The sequence below is a fragment of the Opitutus terrae PB90-1 genome, from assembly GCF_000019965.1.
Classification (GTDB): Bacteria; Verrucomicrobiota; Verrucomicrobiia; order Opitutales; family Opitutaceae; genus Opitutus; species Opitutus terrae.
In genome coordinates, this window is sequence record NC_010571.1 from 5,613,092 (window position 1) to 5,638,537 (window position 25,446).

The 25,446-nt window shown below is 65.4% G+C and carries 18 protein-coding genes; 1 reads left to right on the forward strand and 17 read right to left on the reverse strand.

Annotation, left to right across the window (positions count from 1 at the left end):
• Positions 1 to 72 precede the first annotated feature (72 nt).
• A complete protein-coding gene (locus OTER_RS21850; RefSeq protein ID WP_012377125.1) occupies positions 73 to 1,173 on the forward strand; it encodes an SGNH/GDSL hydrolase family protein in 1,101 nt (366 codons plus the stop codon).
• 135 nt (positions 1,174 to 1,308) lie between these two features.
• Here OTER_RS21850 and OTER_RS21855 read toward each other — a convergent pair whose 3' ends face one another.
• The 17 genes from OTER_RS21855 to OTER_RS21935 all read right to left on the reverse strand — a co-directional run bounded on the left by OTER_RS21855 (position 1,309) and on the right by OTER_RS21935 (position 25,069).
• Complete coding sequence (locus OTER_RS21855) at positions 1,309 to 2,796, reverse strand: alpha/beta hydrolase family protein (RefSeq protein ID WP_012377126.1); 1,488 nt, start codon at positions 2,794 to 2,796, stop codon at positions 1,309 to 1,311.
• Between the two features lie 20 nt (positions 2,797 to 2,816).
• A complete protein-coding gene (locus tag OTER_RS21860; protein WP_012377127.1) occupies positions 2,817 to 4,226 on the reverse strand; it encodes a Gfo/Idh/MocA family protein in 1,410 nt (469 codons plus the stop codon).
• 66 nt (positions 4,227 to 4,292) lie between these two features.
• The gene (locus tag OTER_RS21865) at positions 4,293 to 5,849 is read right to left on the reverse strand and encodes a TolB family protein (protein WP_012377128.1); all 1,557 of its coding nucleotides are present in this window, start codon (positions 5,847 to 5,849) and stop codon (positions 4,293 to 4,295) included.
• Positions 5,850 to 6,059: 210 nt separating this feature from the next.
• Positions 6,060 to 6,833 carry an SDR family NAD(P)-dependent oxidoreductase gene (locus OTER_RS21870; protein ID WP_012377129.1) on the reverse strand — a complete coding sequence of 258 codons (774 nt, stop codon included), beginning with the start codon at positions 6,831 to 6,833 and terminating at the stop codon, positions 6,060 to 6,062.
• 167 nt (positions 6,834 to 7,000) lie between these two features.
• Entirely contained in the window at positions 7,001 to 7,909 is a 909-nt protein-coding gene (locus OTER_RS21875) for a homocysteine S-methyltransferase family protein (RefSeq protein WP_012377130.1), read from the reverse strand.
• A gap of 75 nt (positions 7,910 to 7,984) precedes the next feature.
• Positions 7,985 to 9,259, reverse strand: coding sequence for an amidohydrolase family protein (locus OTER_RS21880; RefSeq protein WP_012377131.1), 1,275 nt, complete (start codon positions 9,257 to 9,259; stop codon positions 7,985 to 7,987).
• Positions 9,260 to 9,353: 94 nt separating this feature from the next.
• Positions 9,354 to 10,286, reverse strand: coding sequence for a dihydropteroate synthase (locus tag OTER_RS21885; protein WP_012377132.1), 933 nt, complete (start codon positions 10,284 to 10,286; stop codon positions 9,354 to 9,356).
• A 63-nt stretch (positions 10,287 to 10,349) separates the two neighbouring features.
• Positions 10,350 to 11,984, reverse strand: a complete 1,635-nt coding sequence (locus OTER_RS21890) for a methylenetetrahydrofolate reductase C-terminal domain-containing protein (RefSeq protein ID WP_237702407.1) — start codon at positions 11,982 to 11,984, stop codon at positions 10,350 to 10,352.
• 152 nt (positions 11,985 to 12,136) lie between these two features.
• Positions 12,137 to 14,125: an alpha-L-arabinofuranosidase C-terminal domain-containing protein gene (locus tag OTER_RS21895; protein WP_012377134.1), complete on the reverse strand. Its 1,989-nt coding sequence runs from the start codon at positions 14,123 to 14,125 to the stop codon at positions 12,137 to 12,139.
• Positions 14,126 to 14,231: 106 nt separating this feature from the next.
• Positions 14,232 to 15,212: a virulence factor gene (locus OTER_RS25440; RefSeq protein WP_012377135.1), complete on the reverse strand. Its 981-nt coding sequence runs from the start codon at positions 15,210 to 15,212 to the stop codon at positions 14,232 to 14,234.
• Positions 15,213 to 15,326: 114 nt separating this feature from the next.
• Entirely contained in the window at positions 15,327 to 16,391 is a 1,065-nt protein-coding gene (locus OTER_RS21905) for a uroporphyrinogen decarboxylase family protein (RefSeq protein WP_012377136.1), read from the reverse strand.
• A gap of 64 nt (positions 16,392 to 16,455) precedes the next feature.
• A complete protein-coding gene (locus OTER_RS21910) occupies positions 16,456 to 16,782 on the reverse strand; it encodes a hypothetical protein (protein ID WP_012377137.1) in 327 nt (108 codons plus the stop codon).
• A complete protein-coding gene (locus OTER_RS21915; RefSeq protein ID WP_012377138.1) occupies positions 16,779 to 18,140 on the reverse strand; it encodes a hypothetical protein in 1,362 nt (453 codons plus the stop codon). Before OTER_RS21915 ends, OTER_RS21910 begins: the two co-directional genes overlap by 4 nt.
• Positions 18,137 to 19,786 carry an ASKHA domain-containing protein gene (locus OTER_RS21920; protein ID WP_012377139.1) on the reverse strand — a complete coding sequence of 550 codons (1,650 nt, stop codon included), beginning with the start codon at positions 19,784 to 19,786 and terminating at the stop codon, positions 18,137 to 18,139. The genes OTER_RS21915 and OTER_RS21920 overlap by 4 nt, the downstream gene beginning before the upstream one ends.
• Positions 19,787 to 19,877: 91 nt before the next feature.
• Positions 19,878 to 20,948, reverse strand: a complete 1,071-nt coding sequence (locus OTER_RS21925) for a mannonate dehydratase (RefSeq protein ID WP_012377140.1) — start codon at positions 20,946 to 20,948, stop codon at positions 19,878 to 19,880.
• A gap of 53 nt (positions 20,949 to 21,001) precedes the next feature.
• Positions 21,002 to 22,042, reverse strand: coding sequence for a substrate-binding domain-containing protein (locus OTER_RS21930; RefSeq protein ID WP_012377141.1), 1,041 nt, complete (start codon positions 22,040 to 22,042; stop codon positions 21,002 to 21,004).
• A 126-nt stretch (positions 22,043 to 22,168) separates the two neighbouring features.
• Entirely contained in the window at positions 22,169 to 25,069 is a 2,901-nt protein-coding gene (locus OTER_RS21935; protein WP_012377142.1) for a glycosyl hydrolase 115 family protein, read from the reverse strand.
• Between the last annotated feature and the right edge of the window lie 377 nt (positions 25,070 to 25,446).

The window sequence follows — 25,446 nt, forward strand, 5'->3', positions numbered from 1 at the left end:
CCCCGCTCATTCGCCGTGTGTCGCAAGCGACGCGGCGTTGCCACCGCGGCGCGGGATCGCTCTCGTGATCACATGATGTTCTCCGTTCGTTCCCTCGCGCTGCTGCTCGTCGCGCTGACGGTCGCCTCGACCTCGTTCGTTCGCGCCGCCGCGCCGGCCTCCACTTTCGTCGCCGCCGACGATCCCGGCTTCGTTTACGAGGGCCGGTTCGATCAAGCGAACCCGGCCGCGCCCGTGGTCGTCTGGCAGGCGAGCCGGATTCGCGTGGCGTTCGAGGGTGACTCGATCGCGCTGCAGTTCGCCGACGCCAAAGGCCAAAGCTTTTTTAACGCCCAGGTGGACGGCCGCACGCAGCTCGTCGCGTTGCGGGAAGGCCGGCCGGCGGAAGGCACCTCGCTGTCCGGACTTGGCGCCGGCCGACACGAGCTCGTGCTCTTCAAGCGCAGTGAGGCCTCCGCCGGCACGGTGCGGTTCCGCGGAGTCGAGCTGCCGTCGGACGCCCGCCTGCTCCCGTCCGAGCGGCCGAGCTATCGGCTGCGGATGCAGTTCTTCGGTGACTCGATCACAGCGGGGGCGTGCAGCGAGGATGGCGCCGCGGATCAGTGGGCGGATCGCAGCACGCACAATAACGTGGTCAGCTACGGCGCACTCACGGCCGCGGCGTTCCAGGCAGACTATCGCAACATCGCCGTCAGCGGCATGGGCATCGCGATCGGCTGGACCGAGGTGAAAGCCGGCCAGATGTGGGATCGGATCTATCCGAGCGCCGATTCGCCTCGCGCCGATGTGGCGTCGTGGGTGCCCGACGTGCTCTTCATCAACCTGGGCGAAAACGACGATTCCTTCTCGACCGCAAAGCACCGGCCGTTCCCGGTGGACGACTACGTCAACGGCTATGTCGCGCTCGTGCAGTCCTTCCGCCGCGCATGGCCGGACGTGCAGATTGTGATTCTCCGCGGCGGGATGTTCGGTGGCTCACAGAGCGAGCAACTGCGCAAGCCTTGGGAAAAGGCGGTCGCGCAAATCGAAGCGACCGATCCGCACGTCAGCCATTTCGTTTTCACACACTGGGCTTCGACGCATCCGCGCGTGGCCGATCATCGCGCGATGGCCGACGAGCTGATCGCCTGGCTCCGCGAGCAGCCGTTCATGAAGCCGGCGGCGATCCGATAGGATGGCAAATCTATCGAGCCCGCCTGCGTGGGAGCGCGGACGTCCGCCCCCCCAGGGCTGTGAGAAAGCGCATCTGAAGCCGGCAAGATGCCCGCGCTCCCATTTCGATTCTCAACGCGCGTGCCGCTGCGCTGATCAGTTGGCGTTACGTGAACCAACCATCGCCTCACTCTTGCCCAAATACCGGTCGGCAAATTTCAAAAACGTCGGCCAGTCGAAGAGATCGAAGTGGCCGCCCTCGTGCAGCCGGAACGCCAGGTCGCCGTCGATCACGTCCTCGTTCGGTGCCGGCATTTCCGTGCGACCCAGATCCTTTTTCCCGAGCAACCGGTAGACCGGACCGGCGGCGACGCAGGCCTTGAACATGCCGACGGGATCCGGCCAGAGATCCGTGGTGCCGCCCGTCACCAGCAGCGGGCGTGGCGCCACGAGCGCGATCAGCTCGTGCTGATCGTTCGGTAGATCGTCCCAGCGGCCGGCGTATTTCAAATAGTTCGGCGCCATCCAGTGATACTCGCCGCTGGAGGCAACGATATCGACGTTCTCGCCGTAGTCGTGCCGGTGCAGCTTGGCACCGCCCTCGCCCGAGCAGCTCGCATACGCGATCGCCCAACGCGGTTCGTAAGCCGCCGCCACGAGCGCGGTCTTGCCGTAGCGGGAGTGACCTTCCACGCCGAGCCGCTTCGCGTCCACGTCCGCGTCGGTTTCGAAATAGTCGATGATCCGGCTGAGTCCCCACGACCACGCCGCGATGCTGCCCCACTGGTCCGGCGCGCGCGGCTGGCCTTTGTTCACCAGTCCGATGATGCCTTCCTTCATCCCGGCGCCGTCGTCGGCCTGCACGGTCACCGGGTTGAACCGCGCGTAGCCCCAGCCATGAGCAAGCGTCTGCTCGAGCGCGCTCGGGCCCTCCGGCGCGCCGGGGAAACGGAATCCGGGTGGGAAATCGAACGTGATCGCCACGATCACCGGCACCGGTCCCTTCGCTTCGGCCGGCAGATACAACGTCAGTCCAATGCTCGGTTTCGCCTCCGGGTAACTCGAGTTGTCGATCGACCCGACGATGCGCTTCATTCGTGCCCTGCCGTCGAGCGCGTGCTCGTCGGTCTCCACGACCGCCCACGTGACCGTCGGCGTGTTTTGCGGAATTCGGCCGTAGATCTCCCGCTGAAAACTTTCCAACACTTCCAGCCGCCGCCGCTCCCGCCACGTGGCCGCGTCTTTCACGAGTTCGCCGTTCTCGAGTCGCAGCGGATCAGGCAGCGGACTTCCCGTCTCCGCCTTCGCCAGATCGTAGTTGATCCAGTTGCCCCAGGCTGAGCGGACCGCGAAGTGCCCCTCGGCATCCGTCCAACCGTTGCCATTCGCATTGCGTTTCAGCCCGGCCGGCCGGCTCGGATCAGTTTCCTCCGGCGGCAGATCGACCGGCACGGAAAGCCCGAGCTGATCCATCGTCCGCTGCCAGTCGGCATGAGAGAGCTCGTTGAGCCGCTGCCGCTCCTCCGGCGTCGGCCAACGCGGGGCATCCGCCCGAGCAGGCTTTTCAGCGGCGACAGCGAGTGACGCCCCAGCGGTGAAAACCGCCAGCGCGATCACGGCGATGAGCAAGCGGGAGCGGGCCATTGAGAGGAAACTCGCCGCCGCTACACGCGTTTCAGATTGTGGACGCCGTGCGGCGCGCGTTCCGACCGCGACAACAGCGCGTTCGCCTCGGCGTCGTTGACGAATTTCTCCGCCTTCAAGTCCCACGTCAGCGGACGGCCCAGCTTCATCGCGATCCAGCTCACGATGCACGCGGTGTTCGCGTGGTGCGCGATCGGCGCCGGCGAAAGCGGCGTCTGCCGCGAGATCACGCAGTCGAGCCAGTTCTTGTGATGACTGCTGCTCTCGAGGAATTTCACGGTCACGCCGTTCGGATCCAGCAGCTTCGGATCGCTCGCGTCGAGCGGCTTGAGGTCCGTCGGCCGCATCGCCGGATCGCTCGAGGTCTGCTGCCCCTGCGGTTCGCGCGACACGAAAATCCAGCCCTCCTCGCCGATGAACTTCACGCCGTTCGGCAGCTTGTCCGAGACTTTCAGGTGAATGTCCCTCGGATAGAGCAGCTCGACGTCGTAGGCGCCGTGGACGTTCCAGATCTTGTTGGTCGGAAACTCCGCGCGCCCCTCGACCTTGATCGGTCCGCTGAGCTCCATGTCCATGCCCCAGTGCGCGGTGTCGAAATGGTGCGCGCCCCAGCCGGTGATCATGCCGAGGCAGTAGGACTCGTTGCGCAGCCAGCCGGGCCGGTCGTAGCCGCTCTGCGGATGCACGCGCTGCTCCGTGTAGTAGACCTGCGGCGTGGGCCCGAGCCACGCGTCGTAGTTCAGGTTCGCCGGAATCGGCTGCTCGGGGCTGTCGGGCGCCGTCGGATCGATCGGCAGCCCGATTTCGACGTGCGTCAGCCGGCCCACCCGGCCGCTGCGCACGAATTCGCAGCCCTTGCGGAACTGCTGCGTCTCGCCCCACGAGCGTTGCTGGCTGCCGACCTGCAGGATTCGGTTGCTCTTCGCCACCTCGTCGCGCAACAGCACGCTCTCAGCGTGCGTCATCGTGAACGGCTTTTGGAGGTAAACGTCCTTCCCCGCCCGCAGCGCGGCCACTGCGATCTCCGCGTGCTGGTGATCCGGCAGGCTTAACACCACGGCGTCGATGTCGCCGCGGGCCAGCAGCTCGCGATAGTTGCCGTAGGTGACAAACCCGGGCGCCGTCTTGCCGGCGTCGCGATAGAACTTGGCCGCGAGATCCCGTCCCTCCGCCACGCGCCGCAGGTCCACGTCGCAGAGCGCGACAATGTCGGCGAGCCCGGAGTTGAATACCCCGGGCATGTCGTGTCCACGCGCGATCCGGCCGCAACCGATCTGGCCGACGCGGATCCGGTTGCTCGGGGCAGCCGCGCCGGCGAGCAGCCGCGAGGGAATGATGTTCGGCACGGCCAGGACCGCCGTGGCCGTCGCGATCGTGCGGCAGAAGTCACGCCGCGAAAGTGAACCGGTTTGTGGGGCGAAAGTTTTCATATTGGGTGCGGTAGGGCCGGCGCTCGCCGCTGGCCGCGGCGGCCGACGAGCGGCAGCCCTACCTGTTCATTGCATGTCCGTGTTGCTGACAAACGCGATTCGCGTGCTGTCGGGCGCCCACGAGGGCACGTTGATCGTGCCCTGGCCGCCGTAGACGTAAGCGATCACGCGCGGCTGGCCGCCGCTGGCCGGCATCAGTCGCAGATAGACCTGCTTGTAATAGGGGTGCTCCGACGGCTTCACGTCCTGACCGTAGGAGATGAACGCGATCCATTTTCCGTCCGGCGAGAGATGCGGGAACCAGTTGTTGAACTCGTCGTTCGTCAACTGCTCCTGACCCGAGCCATCCGGCCGCATGCGCCAAAGCTGCATCAGCCCCGTGCGGGTGGAGTTGAAGTAGATCCACTGCCCGTCCCGCGAAAACTCCGGGCCGTCGCTCAACCCGGGGCTGTTGGTCAGCCGGACCTCTTCCCCGCCGTCGGCGGAAATCTTGTAGATGTCGTATTTGTCCGGGCCGCCGGGCGTCTCTTTGCGGCCGCCGGTGTAGACCATCCACTTTCCGTCCGGCGACCAGCCGTGAAAATACGACGGCGACTTCGGCGTCACGCGCACGGGCGTTCCGCCCGTCGAGGGTAACTTGTAGACGACCGAACGCCCATCGTCCTCCGCGGTGTGATGGCTGATGCCGAGCTGCTTCCCGTCGAACGTCAGCACGTGATCGTTGTTGTTCCGCGTCGCAAATCCGGTGTCGAGCAGCGCCGTCTGCTTCGTCACGAGATCAAGTGTCTGCAGCCGCCCCTTGTTCGCGCCGGGCCCGCTGATGTTCACGAGCAGCGTCTTGTGGTCCGGAAACCAGTTCGGCGCCTCGAACTGCTCGGGGGAGCTGTGCACGATCGCGAGCTGTCCCGTGAACACGTTGAGGATCTCGAGGTGCGCGCCGATGTAGTCGCGATACGGCACGTAGCCGGCCTTGGGCGGACGAATGATGCGCACGTCCTTCAGGATCGCCTCCTCCTTCACGTCGGGATTGTGCGAGCAGAGGAAAAGCCCGACAAACACCTCGTCGCCGAGATCGACGTCCTTCAGCTCCGCCGAGACGAACGGCTCACCGTAGTGGGCCGAGGAGAAAATGTAAGTGCCGCCGCGGCGCTCAAACTGGATCACGTCGCCGCCGGTGATCGGCAGCACGACCTGCTCGGTCTCGGCTCCCGCGCTGCGCCGGAACTGCAGCGAGGTAAGCCCGTCGCCGTGCACACACGCATCCGCATACGCCGAATCGCGATCGAGTGATTTCCGGACCATCCAGCCGAGCTTGCGATGCAGGTCGGTGCCCGTGCCGACGAGATTGAACCGCGCGCGAACGATGAAGTCGCCCTTCATCTTGTTCCATGCGAACTGAAACTGGTCCGACGGCCCCCACAGGTTGATGCCGCCCGCGCTCATGCGATACTGCTGCAGGCCGGCGTCGTAGACGGTCGCGCCGGCGATCGCCGGTGCGCCGACGTCGCCATGAGCGGCGAATTGTCCCACCGCACCGGATTCGGCGGCGAGAACGGCGAGCGCAGGAGCGCAGAACGTGAGCAGCGAGCAGAGCAACCAGCGGGAACACGCGAAGGTTTTCATGGGGTTGGAGGCACGACGATTCAGCCTTCGAAAGGTGACGCACTGCGATGTTCTTGGCGATGTTTATGCCACAGCGCCCCGCCCGGGAAAGCGGGCGTCCCGCCCGCTTTCGGGCAGTGTGCGCTCGCGTGCGCCGCAGCCCGGCGAGGGCGCCTCCTCGCGGTCTGACGCCGGCGCTCCTCAGCTCCCGGCCTGCCCCGCCGGTCTCATTCAGAATCCCATGCTCGCGCCGCCGTCGACCGGCAGCACCGCGCCGGTCACGAACTTGGAGGCGGGTGACGCGAGATAGACCGCCGCCCAGCCGACGTCGGACGGATCGCCAAACTTCGCCATCGGGGTGCGGCTGATGATTTTCGTTCTCCGCGCGGGATCGCCCTCCATCGCCTTGCGCGACATCTCGGTCTCGATCCAGCCCGGCGCGATTGCGTTCACGCGGATCCCATGCGCCGAGAACTCCGTGGCCATCGTGCGCAGCATGCCGATCATGGCTGACTTCGCGGCGCTGTAGGCCACGACCTGCGGAATCCCGAACAGCGAGGCCATCGAGGCCATGAAGATGATCGTGCCGTGTTTCCGCTGGATCATCGACGGCTCGACCGCCCGGCACAACGCGTGCGCGCCGAGGATATGCGTGGTCAGCACCCGCTGAAACTCCTCCGGCGTGGTATCGATCGCCGGTTTCTTGAGATGGATGCCCGCGTTGTTCACGAGGCTGGTGATCGGCCCGTGCTCCTTCGTGATCCGCTCGATCAACGGGGCTGCAGCGTCGAGCTGCGTGATGTCGTGGACAAGGTAGGAAGAGCCCGGCCCGAGTGACTCCACAGCCTTCGCCAGCTCGGCCTCGCGGCGGCCGATCAGCACCACGCGGGCGCCCGCGTCATGCATCGAGCGCGCCACCGCGAAGCCGATGCCGGTGCCGCCGCCGGTGATGAGTACGTGCTCCTCACGGAGCGAGAAAACGTCAGGGAAAATGGGAGTCTTCATGGGAGCCGGCCAGATGGCCGAGTGCCCACCTTATGACAGAATCGTCGGCGTTGCGAAGTGGATGCTTCGGTCAACTGTTGAACCGGGACGCTTGTGCGGAAGCGCGGCCGCCCTCGGCCGCACCGAGCACCGGTCTCATCCGGCAGTGGCGGACTCCCGATCCTGCCCTATACCGCGCTTTCCCCGCGATCCACCACCTCGCGGATCGCCCGCGTGTGTTCCGGTGTGCTGCCGCAACAGGAGCCGATGATCGCCACGTCCGCCGCCAGCACGTCAGGCACGCCCTTCGCCATGTCGGCCGGCGTTTGCTTGTAGACCGCCTTCATGTTCTCGAGCACGGGCAGGCCCGCGTTCGGCTGCACCATGATCGGCAGCTTCGTGCGTTCGCGATAAAGCCGCGCCACCTTGGCCGCGCCTGTCATGTCCATCCCGGTGCCGCAATTGAGCGCAATGACGTGCGCACCGCGTGCCTCGGCAAATTCCGCCGCGTCCTCCGGCGCCACGCCCATCATCGTCTTGTAGAACGTGCCGTCCATCGAGAGATCATATGCGAGCGACGCGATGATGCAGGGCGCGTTCGCCGCTTTCGCCGCATCGATGGCCACGCTGAGCTCCTCGATCGAGGTCTGTGTCTCAATGATGATGGCATCCACGCCCGCTGCGACGAGCGCCACGCATTGCTCCTCGAGCGCCGACTGCGCATCGGCGAGCGAGATTTCGCCATACGGCTCGAGCAACCCGCCGAGCGGGCCGACGTCGCCAAGCACGAATCCCGGCTTGGCCCCGAATGCCCCGCGCGCAATCCGCGCCGCGGCGCGATTGATCTCCGCGACGTCGCCCTCGTGACCATGGCGGCGCAGCATCAGCCGGCTGCCTCCAAACGTGTTCGTGATGAGGCAATCTGCGCCCGCGTTGGCGTAGCGCTGCTGGATGGCGAGCACGCGGTCGGCATGCGTGAGGTTCCAAGCCTCGCCGCATCCACCCTGTTCCAGCCCGGCGAGCATCAGCTGAGTACCCATCGCGCCGTCGCACACGAGCCGTCGCTCAAGCACCGTCTCGAGAAGAGGTTTTTTCATGGCAGGGTCTGCTAATCCACACGACTTCCCGCAAATGCCCACTCCAAATTCGTGTTCATCCGCGTGATTTGCGGGCTAAAGATTTTTGATGTCAGCATCCTCGCCGGTCTCGAAAACCTCACCATCAAAAATCACCGTCCGGGCCTTTCGCAGGTTCGCGATCGTCGTGAGTGGCGAATGCCGCGTCAGGATCATCCGCGAGCGATAGCCCGGCTCGATCCGACCAATCCGCTCCTGATACCGCAGCCGGCCAGCACTGACTCCGGTGGCGGCGTTGATGACGGCGACCGAGGGCATTCCCGCGCGCTCCATCAGTTCGAGCTCGTAAAGGAAGCCGGTGCCATGCGCGACCCCGCACGATCCGGCATCGCTGCCCGCGACGATCAGCACGCCCATCGCGTGCGCTTTCGCCAGACTCGCGGCGTGTTGCTCCAGAATCCGCCGTAGGTTTCCGATCACCTCCGCGTCCCAGCCCATCAGGTCGGCGTGGTCGATCTGTTCCTGCACCGGCGCGAACGTCGGCACCCACGCGGTATGCAGCGTGCGCAGCCGCGCGAGTTGATCCGCGCGCATGAAAAAACCATGTTCGATCGAATCGACGCCGCCTTCGATCGCGCGATCGATGCCGATGTCGCCCGAGGCATGCGCGAACGTCTGCCGGCCGGCCGAACGCGCCGCGCGCACGATTTCAGCGACCTCCGCGGTGGTCATCTGCGGCTCGGTCGTGACCGCGCCTTGCTTGAAATTGATGATGCCGGTCGGGATCAGCTTGATTCGATCAGCCCCCGCCGCGATCCGCGACTCCACGCACGCACGCAGTGACGCATGGTTCTCGATCGGGTCGGCCATGAAGCTGCCGTAGCGGCCGCGATGATGAATCGCCGCGCCCGGGCTCTCCAAATACGGCATCAACGGTCGCTGCGCCGAACGGTAGAGCCGGCTCAGCGCCAGACCGACGCCGTCTTTGTCCCCAGCATCACGCACGCCCGCGATTCCCAGCCGCACGAGTTTGCCGAGCCGCTCGTTCGCCGCGGCGAGCAACTGCTCGGACGTCTGCTGGAGGTAGGCCGCGCGTTTCTGCAGATCGAGTTCGCCACCCTCGAGAAACAAGTGCGCATGCGCTTCGATCAAGCCCGGCAGCAGCGTCGCGTCCGGCGCATGGACGTCAGGGCCCGTTTGCCCTGCCCGCACCAGTTCGCGCGGGGGCGAGCGATCGCCGGGACCCACGTAACGGATACCGTCATGGCGATAGACGACGTGTACATCGCGCAGCGGAGTCGTGCCGACCCCGTCGAGCAGCGTGCCGACGCGGAGCCAGACGGGATAGTCGAGTGTCGCAGCCGGGATCATGATTGGTAGGGCGCGTTGTCCCCAACGCGCCGCGGCGCTCTCGGAGAGAGCGCCCTACCCGCGCTACCGCGCGGTTGGGAGTGCCGCAAAGCTTTCATTCTTCGATCGAGGCCGCCTCTGCACAGATTGCCATTATCGCTTCGGCCTGCCGGAAACCGGCGGTTTCCTGTGACTCGCCCTCGCCGGCGCGGCCTTGTTCGAGCGCTTCCCGCAGCTTCGTGACCATCGGATGATCGGACGGCAGCGGTCCGGGCGATTTTTCCGGATTCGCGAGCGCGAAATCCAATCCCGCCTCCATCGCCAGCGTAAGGTAGGCGTTCTCCAGCTGCTCGCGCACGCCCTTCGGCGTGCCCCACGCGAAATTGGACAATCCGACGACAAAGTGCACCCCGCGCAGATCTGGATCGGCGCGAATCAGTCGCATCGCGTCGAGTCCGATGTTGACCAGCCCGTAGGTGTCGGCGCCCACCGGCGCCAGCCCCGGATCGATGATGATCTGGTCCGGCCGGCGGCCGGCCTTGGTCACGAGCAGTTCCACGAAGTGTTTTGCCGCCGCGTGCGAGTCCTGCGCCCGCAGGCATTGCGACGTCCCGCCGGCGACGAAGTGCTCGGACGCCATCACGATCACGTTCGTGTCGTAGGCGCGGACGAGTTCGATCATCTCGTCGAGCCGTTCCCGGGAAGCTGCGACCGAGTTCAGGATCGGCGGCCCGCTTTTCGCGCGGTCGTAGTGCTTCAGCGCCACCTCGTGATAGCGCACCGACGGATTGTCGAAACTGATCGGCACCGAGGTCACGGCTTGGATTGCCGGGATCACGTCGGGCAGGAACGCGAGCATCTCCTCCATGCGAACCTGAATCCGCGAAGTGCCGTCGAGGTTAAGCGTGAGATACTGGACGCCGAGATCGGACTGCACCTGCGCGAGCCTCTGGTAGTCGGCGACGCTGCGCTCGGTGAAAGCTTTCCGGGCGCGGGCATACGAGTTGTTCATCAACTCGCCGATGAGGTTGAGTTTTTTGGGGGGCATGGGGGAAAGGGTGTGGCAGGCGCGTGCACCAGAATGATGTTCCGATCGGAACATCATTCTGGCTCACGGCGGTGGAGAGGAGGACGACGGCGGCGCGTCTGCGGGCGAGGGAGGCATGGATCCGACGTCTCCGGGAACGGGCTTCGGTTTCGCGGTGTGATCGCGGCCGAGCCACGCGTTGGCCCATGAGGAGGTGCCGCGCAGGCTCTGGTCCTGCACGACCGGCGTGTGCGCCAGCATCGTCTGCTCGTGCCCGTCGTGCTTCAACCGCTCGTAGGCGCGGAGCCAGATGCAGTCGCCAAACCCGTCCACTTCGCAGCGACCGTCGCGCGTGCCGCCGCACGGGCCGTTGCGCTGGTTCTTCGCGCACTGCGATTCGGGACAAAGAAACGCGATCTCCGGCAGCGAGCAGTCGCCGCAGTCCTTGCAGCGAAACAACACCGCCTTGCTCGCGTGCTCGACCAGCCGCAGCGGTTTCGGGCCTTGCATCGGATCCGCCGCGGAGGCACACGCGCGGGCGCCCCATCGCGCAAGCAGCGTGCCCGGCGTGAACGCGACGTTGTGCATCCATTTCGAAAAATGATAAAGCGCGCTGACGTGCTTCGAAGGCCGCGCGGCGATCGAGGCCCGCCGCGTCGGATCGGCCAGGCCCGTGGCGTCGTTTTGCGCGTAGTAGAAAAATTCGCCCGGCCGCGAGAACGCGATCTCGCGCGTGAACTGCCGCCAGTCGCCCGGTGCAAAGCTGCGCTCCACCGTGAGAATCTGCTGGATCGCGGGGAAGGTGTGCACGCCCCCGAGATAGACGCCGCGATAGCCGAGCCCGCGATAAATCGCGATCTGCTTGGCCGCGAACTCGGTGAAGAACGCTTTGCCGCCATCGGCGCCTCCCGCGTGCCGCCGGCAGAGTTCACGCAACGCCGGACTGACGACCACGCCGGGGATCCGGCCTTCCGCGAACAGCTCGGCCACGCGCGGGCTGAGCAGGTAGACGTTGCCGATCAGCGGCACGTGACCCAACTCGTGCGCGCGCAGGTAGGCGAGCAGCTCGCTCTGCTTGCGCGCGTCGAAGCCAATTTGGTTGATGATGAACCGCGCGCCCACACCGATCTTGGCCGCAAGCTTGGCGTATTGCGGCATCACCTCGCCCTCATGGAGCTTGAAATTCGTCGTGACGGCGCCGACGAGAAAATTCGTCCCCTCAAACCGCGGTTTGCGGGGACCGGACTGGCCGACGTTCGGATCCAGTCCGCGATTCATCTGATCGAGCATCGAGATCAGCCCCACCGAATCGATGTCGAACACCGGCTTCGCCGTTCCGCCTGCCCCCGCGACCGGATAATCGCCGGTCATCGCGAGGATGTTGTTGAAGCCCTCGCTGTGCAGGAGCCACGCCTCGCTCTCGAGCGCGTTCCGATTGAGATCCTTGCAGGTGAGGTGAATCACGACCTCCTTGCCGGCGTAGAGGATCGGCTTCCCCAGCGCGGTGGGTGCGAGCTGCGGATTGCCGCCGGCGTTGTCCGTGATCGAGATCCAGTCGATCGCGTCGGCGTCCACGAGGTCGTTCGCGAAGGTGCGCGCCTTGACTGCGCTGCGCTCGGACATGCCGCCGCGCACCGAGACCAGTTCCGTTCCGATAAGGAATCGATCCGCCTGCTCCAGCTTTTCGCGCAGCGTGTGCATCGAATCAAAGCGGCTCAAGGTAGGGCGGGTTATCCTTAACCCGCCCAACCGGTGACGCGTGCGGCAGCTGAACCGGCGCGTTGGGGACAACGCACCCTACTTCGGGCGGCGCGCAGCGGACGCCTCGGAGAGGCGTCCCTACCTCAAAAGCTGCAGCGCCGCTCCCCATATCACTTCACCGGCAGCGCGAACAGTGTCGCGCTCATCGCTGGCGCGAGCAGTGGCCCGTCCGCTGCGATGTCGTTGGTGCGTTGAATGTCGACCACGCGGGGCTGGCCGGGGGTGTTGTGCGAGGTCGGCTCCGGTCCGGTGATGTGCCAGCGCGTGCCGCCGCCGGCCAGCGCAAGTCCGGCGGAATGGAGCTGCACCGCCAGCTGTTCGTTCGTGGGATTGACCACGCTCACCGTGAGCGTGCGCCCATCGTTCGTCAGCGCCGCCGCAACGTCGTAGGGCTCCGGAATGCCGGCCAGCAGCAGTGGCTTCTGGCCGAAATGCGCGCGGTAAAGCTGCAGCACGAGCCCGGTCGTCTCCATCTCGGCGGCGATCTTCGTCGTCTTGATGGCGCCGATGACGTTCACCGTCTGCGCATAGTGCGCCATGTGGATGAGGTCACTGTTGCGGAAGTATTCGTGCAGCCCCGCCGCCGTGCCGAGTCCGTCCGCCATGTCGTAGATGCAACCGAGTTCGCCGTAGACGTATTCCCGGTGCCAGTAATTCCACTCGTCCATCGCGATCGGCACGATCCGGCCCTTCAGGTTGGGCAGACTGGCCTGCAGCTTGCGATGACCTTCCGCCTTGTTGCGGATCGATTCGCGCAACATCCCGACGTGCGTGACCAGGTCAGCGCGGCCCTCCTGCGTCCATGGCAGCCGGCCCCGGTAAAAGTGCTCCGACAGCAGCGTCATGTAGTCCGCACAATTCTCCAGCATGCCCTGCGACCAGCCGATCGGCCGCTTCGGCGCGCCGGTGTCGAGGATGGGTGGCACGGTGTCCAGATCGCCGACGCCGCTCAACTGCAGCGTCGGGTCCACCTTCCACATCGCGGCGGCGACCCAGTTGTGCTTCAGCGTGTAGTGGTGCAGCTGCATGTAGCCGATCTGCCACGGGCCGAACATCTCGTTGCCGACGCACCAGTATTTCACGCCGTAGGGCTTTTCTTGGCCGTTCTTGACCCGCCAGCCGCCACCGATCGTGTCGCTGGCCGCGTTGCAGTATTCGACCCATTGCGCGGCCGAGTACGCGTCGCCGAACCCGGTGTTCGCGGCGATCATCGGCTCGGTACCGATCTCGCGACAGAACGCGATGAATTCGTCCGTGCCAAAATCGTTGTGCTCCACGCCGGTCCAGGCGGGATTCTTCCGCGGCGGCCGGCGGTCGCGATCGCCGATGCCGTCGCGCCAGTCGTAGCCGCTGACGAAGTTGCCACCCGGCCAGCGATAGATCGTGCCGTTGAGCTGCTTCAGCAGCGCGAGCGTGTCGGGCCGCATGCCACGCACATTGTCGGCCGGCATCAACGACGGCGGTCCGAGCCGCACGTCCCCGCGCAGCACGCGCAACTCCAGCATCGCACCGCGTTCGAGGGTCGCCTTCGGCGTGAAGGCGAAATTCTGTTTGCGGTAATCGCCCGCGGAAAACGTCAGCTTCTGCGCCGCGCGGTCGGCGGCATTCTCGCCCCAGACGAGCGTCACCTCGATCTCCGCGTCGCCCGACACGGGCCGCGCCCAGACATAGCCTTCGTACCGGCGTCCGGCGACGACACCGAGATCACGCTGCCGCAGCCCCGCGCCTGCCTTCACCACCGGCACGTGTTCGCCGACGAAGACCTGCTCCTTCGACATGCTCACGGCAGCTGGTTCGCCGATGATCTGCCAGGGCGACGCGCCCACGACCGGAAAATTCGAATCCTTCAGATCGCGATACGGCGCATAGTCGGCCGTGATGGGAAAATAGAATTTCCGGTCTTCGAGCATCTCGGCCCAGATGCCGCCGTAGATGCAGCGGCCCAAGTGCTCGATGAACTGACCGTAAATATACGGGTTGATCGGCGCGCCTTGCTTGGCGGCATCGACTTTGACCTCGATCGACGCCGCACCTAGGGCCGCGGTCAGCGGCAATGCGAGCAGGCCGAGCGCCACGCGAAGAAGTTTCAGGGATTTCATGGGGAGGTTGATTAAGGGTCCACGTGAGCGTGGGGGATCCACGCGAGTTCGACGATTCCTAATGCGTCACGTAGGATCCAAAACCGACAACCGACGGCCGCGCCGCTCATTTCGCGAGCGCCGCCTCCAGTTCCTTTTGCAGCGCGGCGGCGACGTCTGCTGGCGTGCCCGCGCGCTCGGTTTCCTCACCCCAACGCAATTGGGCGATGTAGTCATCCCCCTTGGTGAACCCCAGCCGCTGCGCGGTCGCGTCGATCCGTTCCGGGAACGGCGAAGGCAGATCCACCTTCACCTCCTCAAAGTCGTCCCACACTTTGATCTGCGATGGCAGGTCCTGCCAGTAGAGGATCTGGTATTTCGATTTCGCATCCGCCGGCCGCGCGTTCGCGGCCGCCGCGCGCGTCGGAGGCGAGAGCACCACCCCGCGCTTGGCGGAGGCCACCGGCGCTGGACCCTGGCCGACGAGATACAGGAAAAGGTCCACCGCGCTCGACGCGTCCGCGCCATAGCCGTCGGCTCCGATCTCATCGGCGAACATCTGGCTGATCGGCGCGCCGCCGATGGCGAACTTCACCTGATCGCGGCCTTGCGCGCGGAAGCCGTCCACGACCACTTTCATGTAGGTCATCGTGGTCGTCAGCAGCGCGCTCATGCCGATGACGTCGGGTTTGAATTCATCCGCCGCCGCCATGAATTTCTCGATACTCTGGTCGACGCCGATGTCCTTCACCTGGAAGCCGGCGCCCTCGGCCATCATGCACACGAGGTTCTTGCCGATGTCGTGGAGATCGCCTCGCACCGTGCCCATGAGCAGCCGGCCGGTGGAGCTCGACTGGCCGCCCGCAGTGAGCAGGGGCTTCAGCACCGCCATGCCCGCTTTCATCGCGCGCGCGGCAATGAGCACTTCCGGGACGTAGAGGATGTTGTGCTTAAAGTCCTCGCCGACGACGCTCATCCCGGCGATGAGGCCTTCTTCGAGGACTTCCTTCACACTGCGGCCTGCCGCGAGGGCGTCCTTGGTCATCTGTTCGACGTCCTTGGCTTTGCCCTCGTAGAGGCACTGATTCATCAACGCATAGTCTGGCATGGGGGAAAGGGAGTTGGGTGGGTGCTTTGGGTTTGCGTAGGGCCGCCGCTTGCCGGCGGCCGCAAAGGGGGATCACGGCCGGCGGCGAGCGCCGGCCCTACGCGACGCGCGGACTCAGCCGCGGCCGAAATGAGCTTGGTTGAATTCCTTCAACGCGGCCTGCATCGCGAGGATGTTGGCACGGGGCATACCGGGGCTCGTGCCGCCGCCGACCGACAGAATCATCCCGCGGCCCTCGCTGCCGCCTTTCTCGAGCACGTCGAGCGTCGCCGCGCGCACCTCCTCCGGCGTGCCGCGCACGCCGACCTCGAGCGGATTCACGTTGCCCATCAGGCACATTCTCTTTCCGACGCGCTCCTTCACTTCGGCGATGTCGGTCTGCTTGCCCCAGTTGAGCACGTTGAACCCAACGTCCGGCAGGTAATCGAGGCATGCCTGTACCTCCGCGTCGTTGTGGTAGATCTTGACCCAGTCCTTCGGAAACGCATCGCAGATCCGCTTCAGATACGGGTGACAGAACTCCTGGTAATGCTCCTCGTTCACGAAGCCGACGATGTCGTCCAGGAGGAAGATGCCCTCGACGTCGCGTCCGATCGCCTTCTCCTGCGCCTTCAGCCAGTCGATGATGAGCCGCGTGCAGAGATCGAGGAGCTTGTGCGCCCACTCGGGTTTTTCGACGAGGTCAATCATCAGCTCCGTCGTGCCGCGCGCGAAGCCCGCGGTGCACATCGGCCCGCGTGAGGTGACGATCGGCATGATCTCGCCGGTGCCGAACACGCGCTGCTTCTGCATCCGAATCCGCTGCAGCGTGAGCGCCATGAACGCGTCGTTCTCGACCTCGTATTCCGGCAGCTTCTCGACGTCTTCGATGTTGAAGAGCATCGGATACTCACTCGGCGTGTTGTCCTGCCAGAACTTGATCTTCGAACCCATCACCGAAGGTTCGGCGGCCATGCCGTATTCCATCCACCAGCCCGGCACGAAGATGATGTCCGGATACTCCTGGTGAATCTTCCAATGCGATTGGAACCAGACTTCCGGATTCAGGAAGAAATCCATGTGGCTGACGCCGACGTAGCCCGGGATCCACGGGCTGTCGATGATCATGGCCATCGGAATTTGGTCCAGCTTCTCCAGCCGGGCAGCTTTTTTGAAGGTCTCCCATTGTGCGGGTTTCATGCGGGGTGTCCTTTGGGTTTTGTCGGAGGGTAAGTGGGCGAAAGCGGGGACGCGGGTGCAACGCTCAGGGCGCGAGCAGGATTTCCGTGTCGGTGAGCTGCAGCTCGACGCCGGCAGCCTTGGCGGCCTCCTGCAATGCCGCCTGCAACATCACGACCGGATCGCGGCTGACTTCGAGTCGGCGCATGAGTCCGTCACCTTTCTTCGTGCCGACCTTCAGCGTCACGCGCAGGCCTTTGCGTTTGCACGAGACGCGCGTGCCGTCGGGCAGCGCGGTGTTCATCGGCGCCACGAACGCGTCCACGTAGTGCACGCCGATGCCAGACTTGTCGCGGAAGCCCGGAGGAAGCTTCTCCCTCGCGGCTGGGTTGAGGTCACAGAGTTTGATCATGGTGGGGGAAGGGAAAGGCCCGGACTTGTCGCGCCGTCGCGCGGGGGATGCGCCAGCGTGTAGTGAATCGCCTCCAGCGCCAGACCCCATTTGTGGGCGCGGCTCGCCGCGGTGCAGTGGCAACCCGAAGGCGCTGCGACGCGCGACCAGCGCAACACCGCATCGAGCGGCTGGCCGAGCAGCGGCTTCTCGGTGGCGATGGCCTGCATCAGCGCGGCGGGGTCGTTGAGGTAAGCGCACATGAACCGGTGGCCTTCGTCGTCCGCGGTCGGGGTGCACTCCGTGCGCCGGATCACGCGTCCGCTGGCCTCGGGACTGAGTTCAACCGTGTAGTCGAAGGCCAGCGGCCGGCCCATGTTTGAGCACGTGGTGCCGTCGAATCGGAATCGCGCGGTCAACGAGCCGTCGGCGCGCCGCTCGAGCGTTACCCGCTCGCGTGACCATTTCTGCAGCGCGCGCTCGCTCACGGAGTAGTGCGGGCTCGGAGGGAAAGGCGCCGCGGCCGGAGCGACCGAAGCAGCGCGCTCGTTTTGCGCTTCGTCGCGCTGTGCCGCACTCGACCGTGCGTGGCGATAGGGTCGGCGCCGATACGAGCACGGTGAAAGGCTGCACGCCTCGCACGGAATCCATCGGTTCGTCGCGCGGGCCTGCACGCTCTGTGGCACAAGCCCGACAACGGCGATGAGTGATTTCTTGGGCCGGAGCATTCCGCTCGCCAGCACTTCGAAGGGTTCCGGCAGCGGCTGACCCATACCGCGGCCGATCAGCTCGAACAGCGGAACCTGATCGGCGACGTCCCAGCCGGTGTAGCCGGGACTGTAGTGCGGAATCGCCGCAAGCCCGTCACGTTCCGCCAGGTCACAGATCCGGCCGTTCATCGTGGCCATCAGATGCTCGACCACGGCCGAGCCGAACATCTCCAGGAAGAAATACTCGTCCGGCTTTGACTCTTGCCAGAGCTGGCGCGCGTGTTCCTCGCAGCTGCGGCCTGCACTGACCGCCACCAGCATGGCGCGCTTCGCTCCGGCTTCGCGCAGGTGATCGTGCAGCTGCTGCGAGCGAAATTCCTGACCGTCGAGCCGCAACGCCTCCGGTGTCAGCTCCAGCCGCGTTTCGCGGAGATACACCCACGGGCGACCGTTCGCCGCATACCATTGACGGGCCCAAGCCGCGAGTTCGAGCGCGCGATCACTCGGCTCGTGATCCGGCGGGTAGCCGAGCAGCCGCCAGTATTCCGCCTCCTCCACGTCGATCGGTGGCTGCGCCTGCAACAGTTCAAACCGCCGGTGATGTTCATCGCCAGCCGCCGGCGCCGGGGTATCGGCGGTCGCTGCGTCGAGCGAAGGTCGCTGGCTCATGGTTCGCTCACCTCCACTCCACCGACGGGACCGAACTGACAGCCCTCGACGAAAAAATCGAAAAAGCCGGGATGCGTCTCGAGCCGGCAATGCGTGACGCGCCGCACGAGCTGCTCCAACTCTGCGCGTTTGGTGCGGGAAAGCAGCGCAATGCACGCGCCCTCTACCGACGCGTTTCCGACCTGCAGGATCCGCTCGGCCGGGAGGTTCGGAATCAGCCCGATTCGCTTCGCCGATTCGATGTTGAGGTGCCGGCCAAATCCGCCCGCGAGATAGAACACCTCGAGATCGGCCGGCCTGATGCCGTATTCCGCGAACGCGATCTGCAGACCGGCGACGTTCGCGCCTTTAGCCTGCGCGAGCGCGTTGATGTCCGCCTCGCTGAAGGTGACCGGCTGATCCGCTCCCTGCGCGACGACGAATTCCTCCGGTCCGTGCTCGAATCGCCCGAGCGCGTTGATCCGGCCCGTGCGCAGCAACTCGCCCAAAAGATCCACGAGCCCCGAGCCGCAGAGCCCCTCGGGCGCGCCGTCTCCGATCACGCCGACACGCACCGCGCCGCCCTCCGCGATCGCGACCTTCTCGATCGCGCCGGGCAATCCCGGCATGCCGAACGTGATTTGTCCGCCCTCGAACGCCGGACCGGCCGGACACGACGCCGCGAGTACGCGATGCTTGTTGCCGACGATCAGCTCGGTGTTCGTGCCGATGTCCATGATGGCCACTGTTCGCTCCTCGTGCGCGAGATCGACCGCCAGCATGCACGCCGCCGCGTCTGCACCGACGTGACCGCTGATGATCGGCAAACCATAGACGCGCGCCTTCGGATGGATCGGCAGCCCGAGCCGCTTCGCCTCGACGGCGAGGCTGGTGGTCGCGCGCTTCCCCTCGGCGAGTTCAAGTTCGGTGATCGACCGATACGGGCTCTGGCCGATCGAGTAAACCGACAGCCGGAAAAACAGGTCCCGCATCGTCGAGTTGCCCGCGAGCACCACCTCGTAGATCGACTGCGGATCGACCGGCAATTCCTGGATCGCGTGGCTGAGATAGCCGACCAGCGTGCGCTGCAGCGTCTTCGTGCGATCTTCGGTGTCGTATTGGATCCGCGCCATCACGTCGGAGCCGCCGAACCGCTGCGGATTCTCGAACGACGAATCGGCGATCACCTCGCCGGTCTCCAGGTTCAGCAACCGGATCACGACCGTCGTCGTGCCGAGATCGATCGCGAGCCCGTGCATCGCCCCAGGGCTCCGCGCAATTTCCTGGCCGTCCAACAGGATTCGCTCTCCGTCGCGCGTGACCGCCGGATCGAGCTGCCAGGCCTGACGCTGCACCGGCAACGCGAAGGCGTGCTTCTCGATTCGCATCTCGCCGCGCCGCATCGTGTGGCAGCGCACCGTGCCCTCGTCCGCGATCACTCGCGTGCAGCAGGACAGCCGAAACGCGCCCTTGAGATGCTGCTCTGCTGGCACGCGCTCCGACAGCCGCTCCATGCCCTCCGTGACTTCGACCACGCACTCCTTGCAGCGGCCCTGCTTGTTGCACGAGGTCGGAACCTGCACGCCCACGCTCGTCGCGTAATCGAACAGCGACCCGCCCGCCGGCGCGTCGCATGTGCGATGGTTGACGTGCAGTTGGACGCTCATCAGCGGGCTTTCCGTAGGGCCGCCGCTCGCCGGCGGCCGGCGGCAAGCGCCGGCCCTACCGCCAAACTCAGCAGCGTTCGTTTCGCCGTCATCACGAAATCCCCAGCGCCCTCATTGCCCCCTTCATGTAACCCATCGCGAACGCCATCCCGGCGTGCCACGGCGCCGCGCAGCTCATCGCGGGCGTATGATCGGGAATCAGCACGCCGTCGAATCCGTTGCGTCGCAGGATTTCCAGCACGCGCAGCATGTCGACGTCGCCGTCGTCGATGAAGGTCTCCTTGTAGGTTGGCACCTTGCCGGTGATGTTGCGGAAATGGACGTAGCCGAGCCGCCCCGTCCGGCTGTAGATGTCGACGATCTCGTAAATGTCACCCTCGGCCATCTCCGCGAGCGAACCGATGCAGAATTCCAACGTGTTCGCCGGACTCGGATTCAGGTCGAGCAGCTTTTGGTAGAGCTGCGGCTGGTAAACCAGGCGCGGCTGGCCGCGCACGGTTGGCATCGGCGGGTCGTCGGGATGCGCGGCGAGCTTCACGCCCGCTTCCTCCGCCACCGGCAGCACCTCGTCGAGAAACGCCCGGCAGCGCCGCCAGAGTTCCTCGTGCGTGATCGACGCAAGCGTGCCCTGCGGCGCGTTCTCGTCGTAAATCATGTTCCAGACCATCCCGTTGGGCATGGGAAGATCGTACGGGCCCTCCATACCGACCGACGGCGCCCCACCACGCGCGTAGGGTCCGGTGGTCCGTCCCGCCACGCCGGCGATGCTGAAGTTGTAGCCCATGATCGGAATTCCGGCCTCACCCAACCGGCGGAGAATCGTCTTCACGTTCTCGATGTGCTCGGCGCGGCGCGGACCATCGAGCAGCACGTCGTGCCAGTGCGCCGGATCGAAGTTCTCGATCGCCTCGAGCTTCAGCCCGGCCGCCTCGACGTCGCGTCGCAGGGCGACGAGTTCCTCGAGCGTCCACAGCTTCGCGGGATCGCCCGCGAGGCCCCAACCGCGATCGGTGCCGGTGGGTTGGTCGTCGCGCGACTTGGTCGCGCCGCCGCGAAAATAGTCGACGAGATGGGCGACGATGTGCGTCGCACCCGCTTGGCGCGCGAACAGAAAATTCTCACGCGTCAGCATGTGGCGATAAAGCCCGAGGCCGAGTTTCATGGGGGAACGAAGAAAGGTGGACGGACGACGCAGGTTGACCAACGCAAAGGTGATCAACTGTTGACCGACAATTGGCTTCGCAGCGAGTGATTCTCGACCCAGTGGCTCTCGACCATCTCGATCCGAGGATTCGCCGGGATGCCGAGGTCGTGGTTCGCGATGCGCGCCGCCAGCAGCTCCACCGCCCACGCGCCCATTAACGGCTGGTTCTGCTGCAGTCCCGAAAAGCCCGAGCCTTCGAGAAACTGGCTCAGCGCCGCCACCCCGAGCTGCTGCGGCACGCTCAGCTCGTTTTTGCGCAGCACCGCGCGCAGTTCGGGCAGTACGTCGTAGAGGTGAACAAACACCAGCACGTCCGGCCGCTGCCGGCGCAGCCATTCCAACAGCGGCTTCGCGTCGACGTGCTCCACCAGATGCACCGGCAGCGACTGCCCCGGCCCGAGCCGATGTTCGCACCAGCCGAGATACGCGGACGTATGCGCGTGGCCGCTCCGTGCCTCCTCGTACCGGCCCACGACAAGACCAGGCCGGCGGTAGCCCAGCGCGTGCAGGCGGTTCAGCACGTGCATGGTGTCATTGTAGAAATGGCTCGTGATTCGGTGCAGCCGCGTCCGGATGCTAAGGCCGACGGTCACGATCGCGTAGGAATCCAGCTCCTCGGGAAAGTCCTGTTCGAGATCCGGACTGCCGAAGCACAGCAGCCCTTCGATTCCACGGGCGTCGAGGATCGTGCGAAACCGCCGGTAGGTCATTCCCGGCGCGCGCAGCCACAACGGCTCGAGCCGATAGCCGAGCTCGGTCGCGCGCTTCTGCATCCCCTCGTAGATCCGCGTGAGATGCTTCGAGGTCTCCCACGGCCGCGGGTGGTTGTAGAACGACACCACCCCGAAACAGGCCTGCTGCCGCACGGCGCGCGGCTTGCGCAGGTGGGTCATCATTGCGACCACCTTGGCGTCCGGGCGATAGCCGGTCTTGTCCGCCAGCTCGCGCACGAGCTTCCGCGTCGCCACGGAAATCTTCGGGCTGTCGCGCAGGGCCAGCGAGACGGCCGAAGGCGAAAGCTGCGCCAGCCGGGCGAGGTGACGGAGGTTCATGGTGAACAGTTGACGTCGAGAGCGAATGCGACTCGCGCGCCGAGGCAATCGCGGTCTGCGGCCGTCGTTTATCCGACTCCCATAGGTCGTATGCATCGCATAGGACCTATCGGAATCTGCGCTTTCCTACTGCACTGGCTCGCCCACCCGCGGGCTCTCGACCGGCCCAAGATAGCTCGGCCGCACCCCGCCGGCATCGATGATCACGCGCTCGAGCACCACGCCGGGAGTGATCATCCAGAACTTCAGCACGTGCTGACCGCGTGTCTCCAGCTTGTGCCGGGTGGTGACCTTGCGCACGCCGTCGCCTACGGCCTTTTCCCAAGTCTGCAGCGTCGCCCACGTGTCGAGATTCACCACCTGGGGCTGCTCATCATCGAAGGAAACGGCGAACTGCAGCCCGTAGCCCGGCTGGAAATCCAGCGAGGGCGCGCAGTGCAGCTCCACGGTGACCTCACCAAGGGAGCTCGTCACTACGTCGTATTCGAGCCGCGGCGAGTTGCCGCCCGGCGCCTGCTTCGCAGCCGTGACCGGCATCACCGTCACGCCGCCCAGCGTGCGGCCGAAATCCGGCAGCGTCTTCCACTGGATCTCGCCCGCGCCGATCGCCCGCGCAAAATGCGGCGCTTCGATCGCAATGTGGCGGTCCGACTCGAGAAATCCGTTCACGCCCGTGAGATCGGGATTCTCCACCGGCAGATCGACCGCAAATGTCTCGCTGTTCGCCACGACGGTGAGCGTCGCCTTGGCATCGCCGCGCGGCGCGGCTTTCCAGTCTACACCGACCTCGACGCGTACCAGGTCAGTCACCTCACCGCTCGCAGGCGTGAGCGTGACCCACGACTGATCCGCGCTGACTTTGTACTCGAAAGGTTTCAGTCCACGATTGAACACCTCGATCCAGCGCGTGCCGCCGGCCACCACGTGCAGGGGAGGCAGCACGGCGCGACCGGCCCCGTACGAGGACCACGATTTTTCTGAACCTTCGATCGCGATCGCCGGAGACGCCTCGGCGTAGGGCCGGACTTCGCTGACGGCGGGCGCCACCTCGAGGTTGGGCGTCTGCCAGTAAGTGTAGCCCATGTTGCTCTGGTCCATCATATGATTCCAGCGGCCACCACCGAGCTCGTGGTAATCGTCGACCAGCTTCTGATCGAGGTCGAAGAGCTCGCGCACGCGGGCCGACTGCGCGTTGGCTGCCGCGCGCCCTTGCAGCGCGTAGAGCCGGTTCAGGCCTGCGGCCACCTGGATTTCCTGCACCACTCCGCTCGCCTTCACGGGATAAAGCACGAGCTGGTAGAACGCATCACGCGACTCCGCTGGCAGTGCTAGGTTGAGCTGCTCCGCTCGGGCGGTCAGATCACGCCATTCCGTCAGCACGCGCTCGGCCTCGCGGTAGTTCACCATGCTCAATGTGTCCGGCGCGAGCATCTCCGGCTTTCGCCGGCCGTTGAGTTTCGTGTAGCCGTCGATCAGCGCGGCCACTTCCGCCGCGTGCTCCGCCCCGAACTCGCGCGCCGCCCAGGTCTGCGTGTACGCCGGCAGCTGCTCGTAGGGCCAGCGGCTCGGGTTCCACGCATAGTCGAGGAAGAACTCGATCGGGAACTCCATCGGCTTCAGGTCGCCCACGTTCACGATCCAGATCCGGTTGGCCTGGTACGTCCACGCGAGGTGCATCTGCTCCCAAATTTTGGTGAGCGGAATGGTGTTCAGCCATTTGTAGTTTCGCGGTCCGCCCACGTAATCGAAGTGGTAATAGATGCCTGCGCCGCCGGCCCGCTTTTGTTCCTCCGGTGTCGGCAGTCGGCGAATGTTGCCCCAATTGTCGTCGCACCAAAGCAGGATCACGTCGTCCGGCACGCGCATCCCGCGCTCGTAGTACCCCTGCACTTCCTTGTAGAGCGCCCAGAGCTGCGGAACGTCCTGTGGCTTTTGGCCCATCACGTCGCCGATGATCTGCCGCTGATCCGCCACGATCCGTTCGAGCAGCGCGACGTTTTCCTGTTCCGACATCGGCTCGTCGCCATCGCCGCGCATGCCGATGGAGATGATCTTCTCCTTATCCTTCACGCGTTCCAGCCCGCCGCGCCAGAACTCGCGCAGCACCGCGATGTTCTTTTCGTAGTTCCAAGGGCCCTTCCCGTAACGGTCCCACTCCGCGTGCGCGCGCATCAGCGGCTCGTGGTGCGACGTGCCCATGACGATGCCATACTCGTCGGCCAGCTGTGGGTTGAGCGGATCGTCGTCGTTGAACGCCCGCGGCTGCCACATCGCCGGCCAGAGGTAGTTGCCCCGGAGCCGCAGGATCAGCTCGAACACGTGCTGATAAAACGTGTGGTCGAACTTGCCGAACTTCTCGTAAACCCAGCCGGTCAGCGCGGGCGCCTCGTCATTGAGGAAGATCCCGCGATACTGCACCGCCGGACCCTCGTTGATGTGCCGAACCGGCCGGATGAACACCGACGCGTGTTTCTGCACCGGCACGTCGGCCCACCAATACCACGGCGAAACGCCGATCTGCTCGGAGACACTGTAGACGCCATAAATCGTGCCCCGCTTGTCGCTGCCGGTGATCACGAGCGCCTGGTCGATCCCGGGCAGCGGCGCCGCGACGACCTGCACGAGAAACGCCTCCCATTTTCCGGCAATCCGTGTCCCATCGATTTTCTTTTCCCGCACCAGCTGATCAATCATCCGGCTCTTGCCGATCGTGCCAATGATCACGGCGGCCGGGCGCGCGTTCCAGTCGTCGCGGCGCAGATCGGCTTTGACGCCGCTCACGCGCGCGATGTCCGCCTGCAGGTCGCCCGCGACCCGCCACACGCCCGCGTGATCCTGGCTGTCGACGAGCAGCGTCGCCGCGCGACCTTCGTGCACCAGCGGAAATGCGCCTGGCGCCGGTGCAAACGTCGCGAACCGCTCGTCCCCTACGGTGGCTTGCGCTTGCGGGGTGAAGGCACTCAGGCAGGCGCACGCTACGAGCAACCACAGCCATCCGAGGCGACGACGCGTTGATGTCTTGTTCATAAAATCGAGATGGGATGCCGTGATCAGACCACGTGAAAACGCCGCCGACAATAGCGCGACAGCGCTTGCCGGCGCGGTGGACGATGTGAGCGATTACGGTGCGAGGCCACGGATCTTTAGAGGAAAGAGCGATGCCGCTCGCGCGCGCAACCGACCGCCGTTTCAGCGGGCGGCGCCCATTCCGCTGCCCGCTGGAAGATCGCTTTATCGTCTGCGGCACGCCCATCGAGCGACCGCGTCACCTTGCTGGCGCCCGCGCGTCGCATGAACGCGTCCAGCCGTCTCACTGGATACGTCGGCCTTGGTCAAAGCGCGCGGCCTTTCGCCAGATCGCACGCAAAACACAGCAGCGCGTCCTTGCCGTCTGCAATGGCCGC

Coding starts and splice junctions, on each gene's coding strand:
- OTER_RS21850 (WP_012377125.1), top strand. CDS start 73: ATGATGTTCTCCGTTCGTTCCCTCGCGCTGCTGCTCGTCGCGCTGACG.
- OTER_RS21855 (WP_012377126.1), bottom strand. CDS start 2,796: ATGGCCCGCTCCCGCTTGCTCATCGCCGTGATCGCGCTGGCGGTTTTC.
- OTER_RS21860 (WP_012377127.1), bottom strand. CDS start 4,226: ATGAAAACTTTCGCCCCACAAACCGGTTCACTTTCGCGGCGTGACTTC.
- OTER_RS21865 (WP_012377128.1), bottom strand. CDS start 5,849: ATGAAAACCTTCGCGTGTTCCCGCTGGTTGCTCTGCTCGCTGCTCACG.
- OTER_RS21870 (WP_012377129.1), bottom strand. CDS start 6,833: ATGAAGACTCCCATTTTCCCTGACGTTTTCTCGCTCCGTGAGGAGCAC.
- OTER_RS21875 (WP_012377130.1), bottom strand. CDS start 7,909: ATGAAAAAACCTCTTCTCGAGACGGTGCTTGAGCGACGGCTCGTGTGC.
- OTER_RS21880 (WP_012377131.1), bottom strand. CDS start 9,259: ATGATCCCGGCTGCGACACTCGACTATCCCGTCTGGCTCCGCGTCGGC.
- OTER_RS21885 (WP_012377132.1), bottom strand. CDS start 10,286: ATGCCCCCCAAAAAACTCAACCTCATCGGCGAGTTGATGAACAACTCG.
- OTER_RS21895 (WP_012377134.1), bottom strand. CDS start 14,125: ATGAAATCCCTGAAACTTCTTCGCGTGGCGCTCGGCCTGCTCGCATTG.
- OTER_RS25440 (WP_012377135.1), bottom strand. CDS start 15,212: ATGCCAGACTATGCGTTGATGAATCAGTGCCTCTACGAGGGCAAAGCC.
- OTER_RS21905 (WP_012377136.1), bottom strand. CDS start 16,391: ATGAAACCCGCACAATGGGAGACCTTCAAAAAAGCTGCCCGGCTGGAG.
- OTER_RS21910 (WP_012377137.1), bottom strand. CDS start 16,782: ATGATCAAACTCTGTGACCTCAACCCAGCCGCGAGGGAGAAGCTTCCT.
- OTER_RS21915 (WP_012377138.1), bottom strand. CDS start 18,140: ATGAGCCAGCGACCTTCGCTCGACGCAGCGACCGCCGATACCCCGGCG.
- OTER_RS21920 (WP_012377139.1), bottom strand. CDS start 19,786: ATGAGCGTCCAACTGCACGTCAACCATCGCACATGCGACGCGCCGGCG.
- OTER_RS21925 (WP_012377140.1), bottom strand. CDS start 20,948: ATGAAACTCGGCCTCGGGCTTTATCGCCACATGCTGACGCGTGAGAAT.
- OTER_RS21930 (WP_012377141.1), bottom strand. CDS start 22,042: ATGAACCTCCGTCACCTCGCCCGGCTGGCGCAGCTTTCGCCTTCGGCC.
- OTER_RS21935 (WP_012377142.1), bottom strand. CDS start 25,069: ATGAACAAGACATCAACGCGTCGTCGCCTCGGATGGCTGTGGTTGCTC.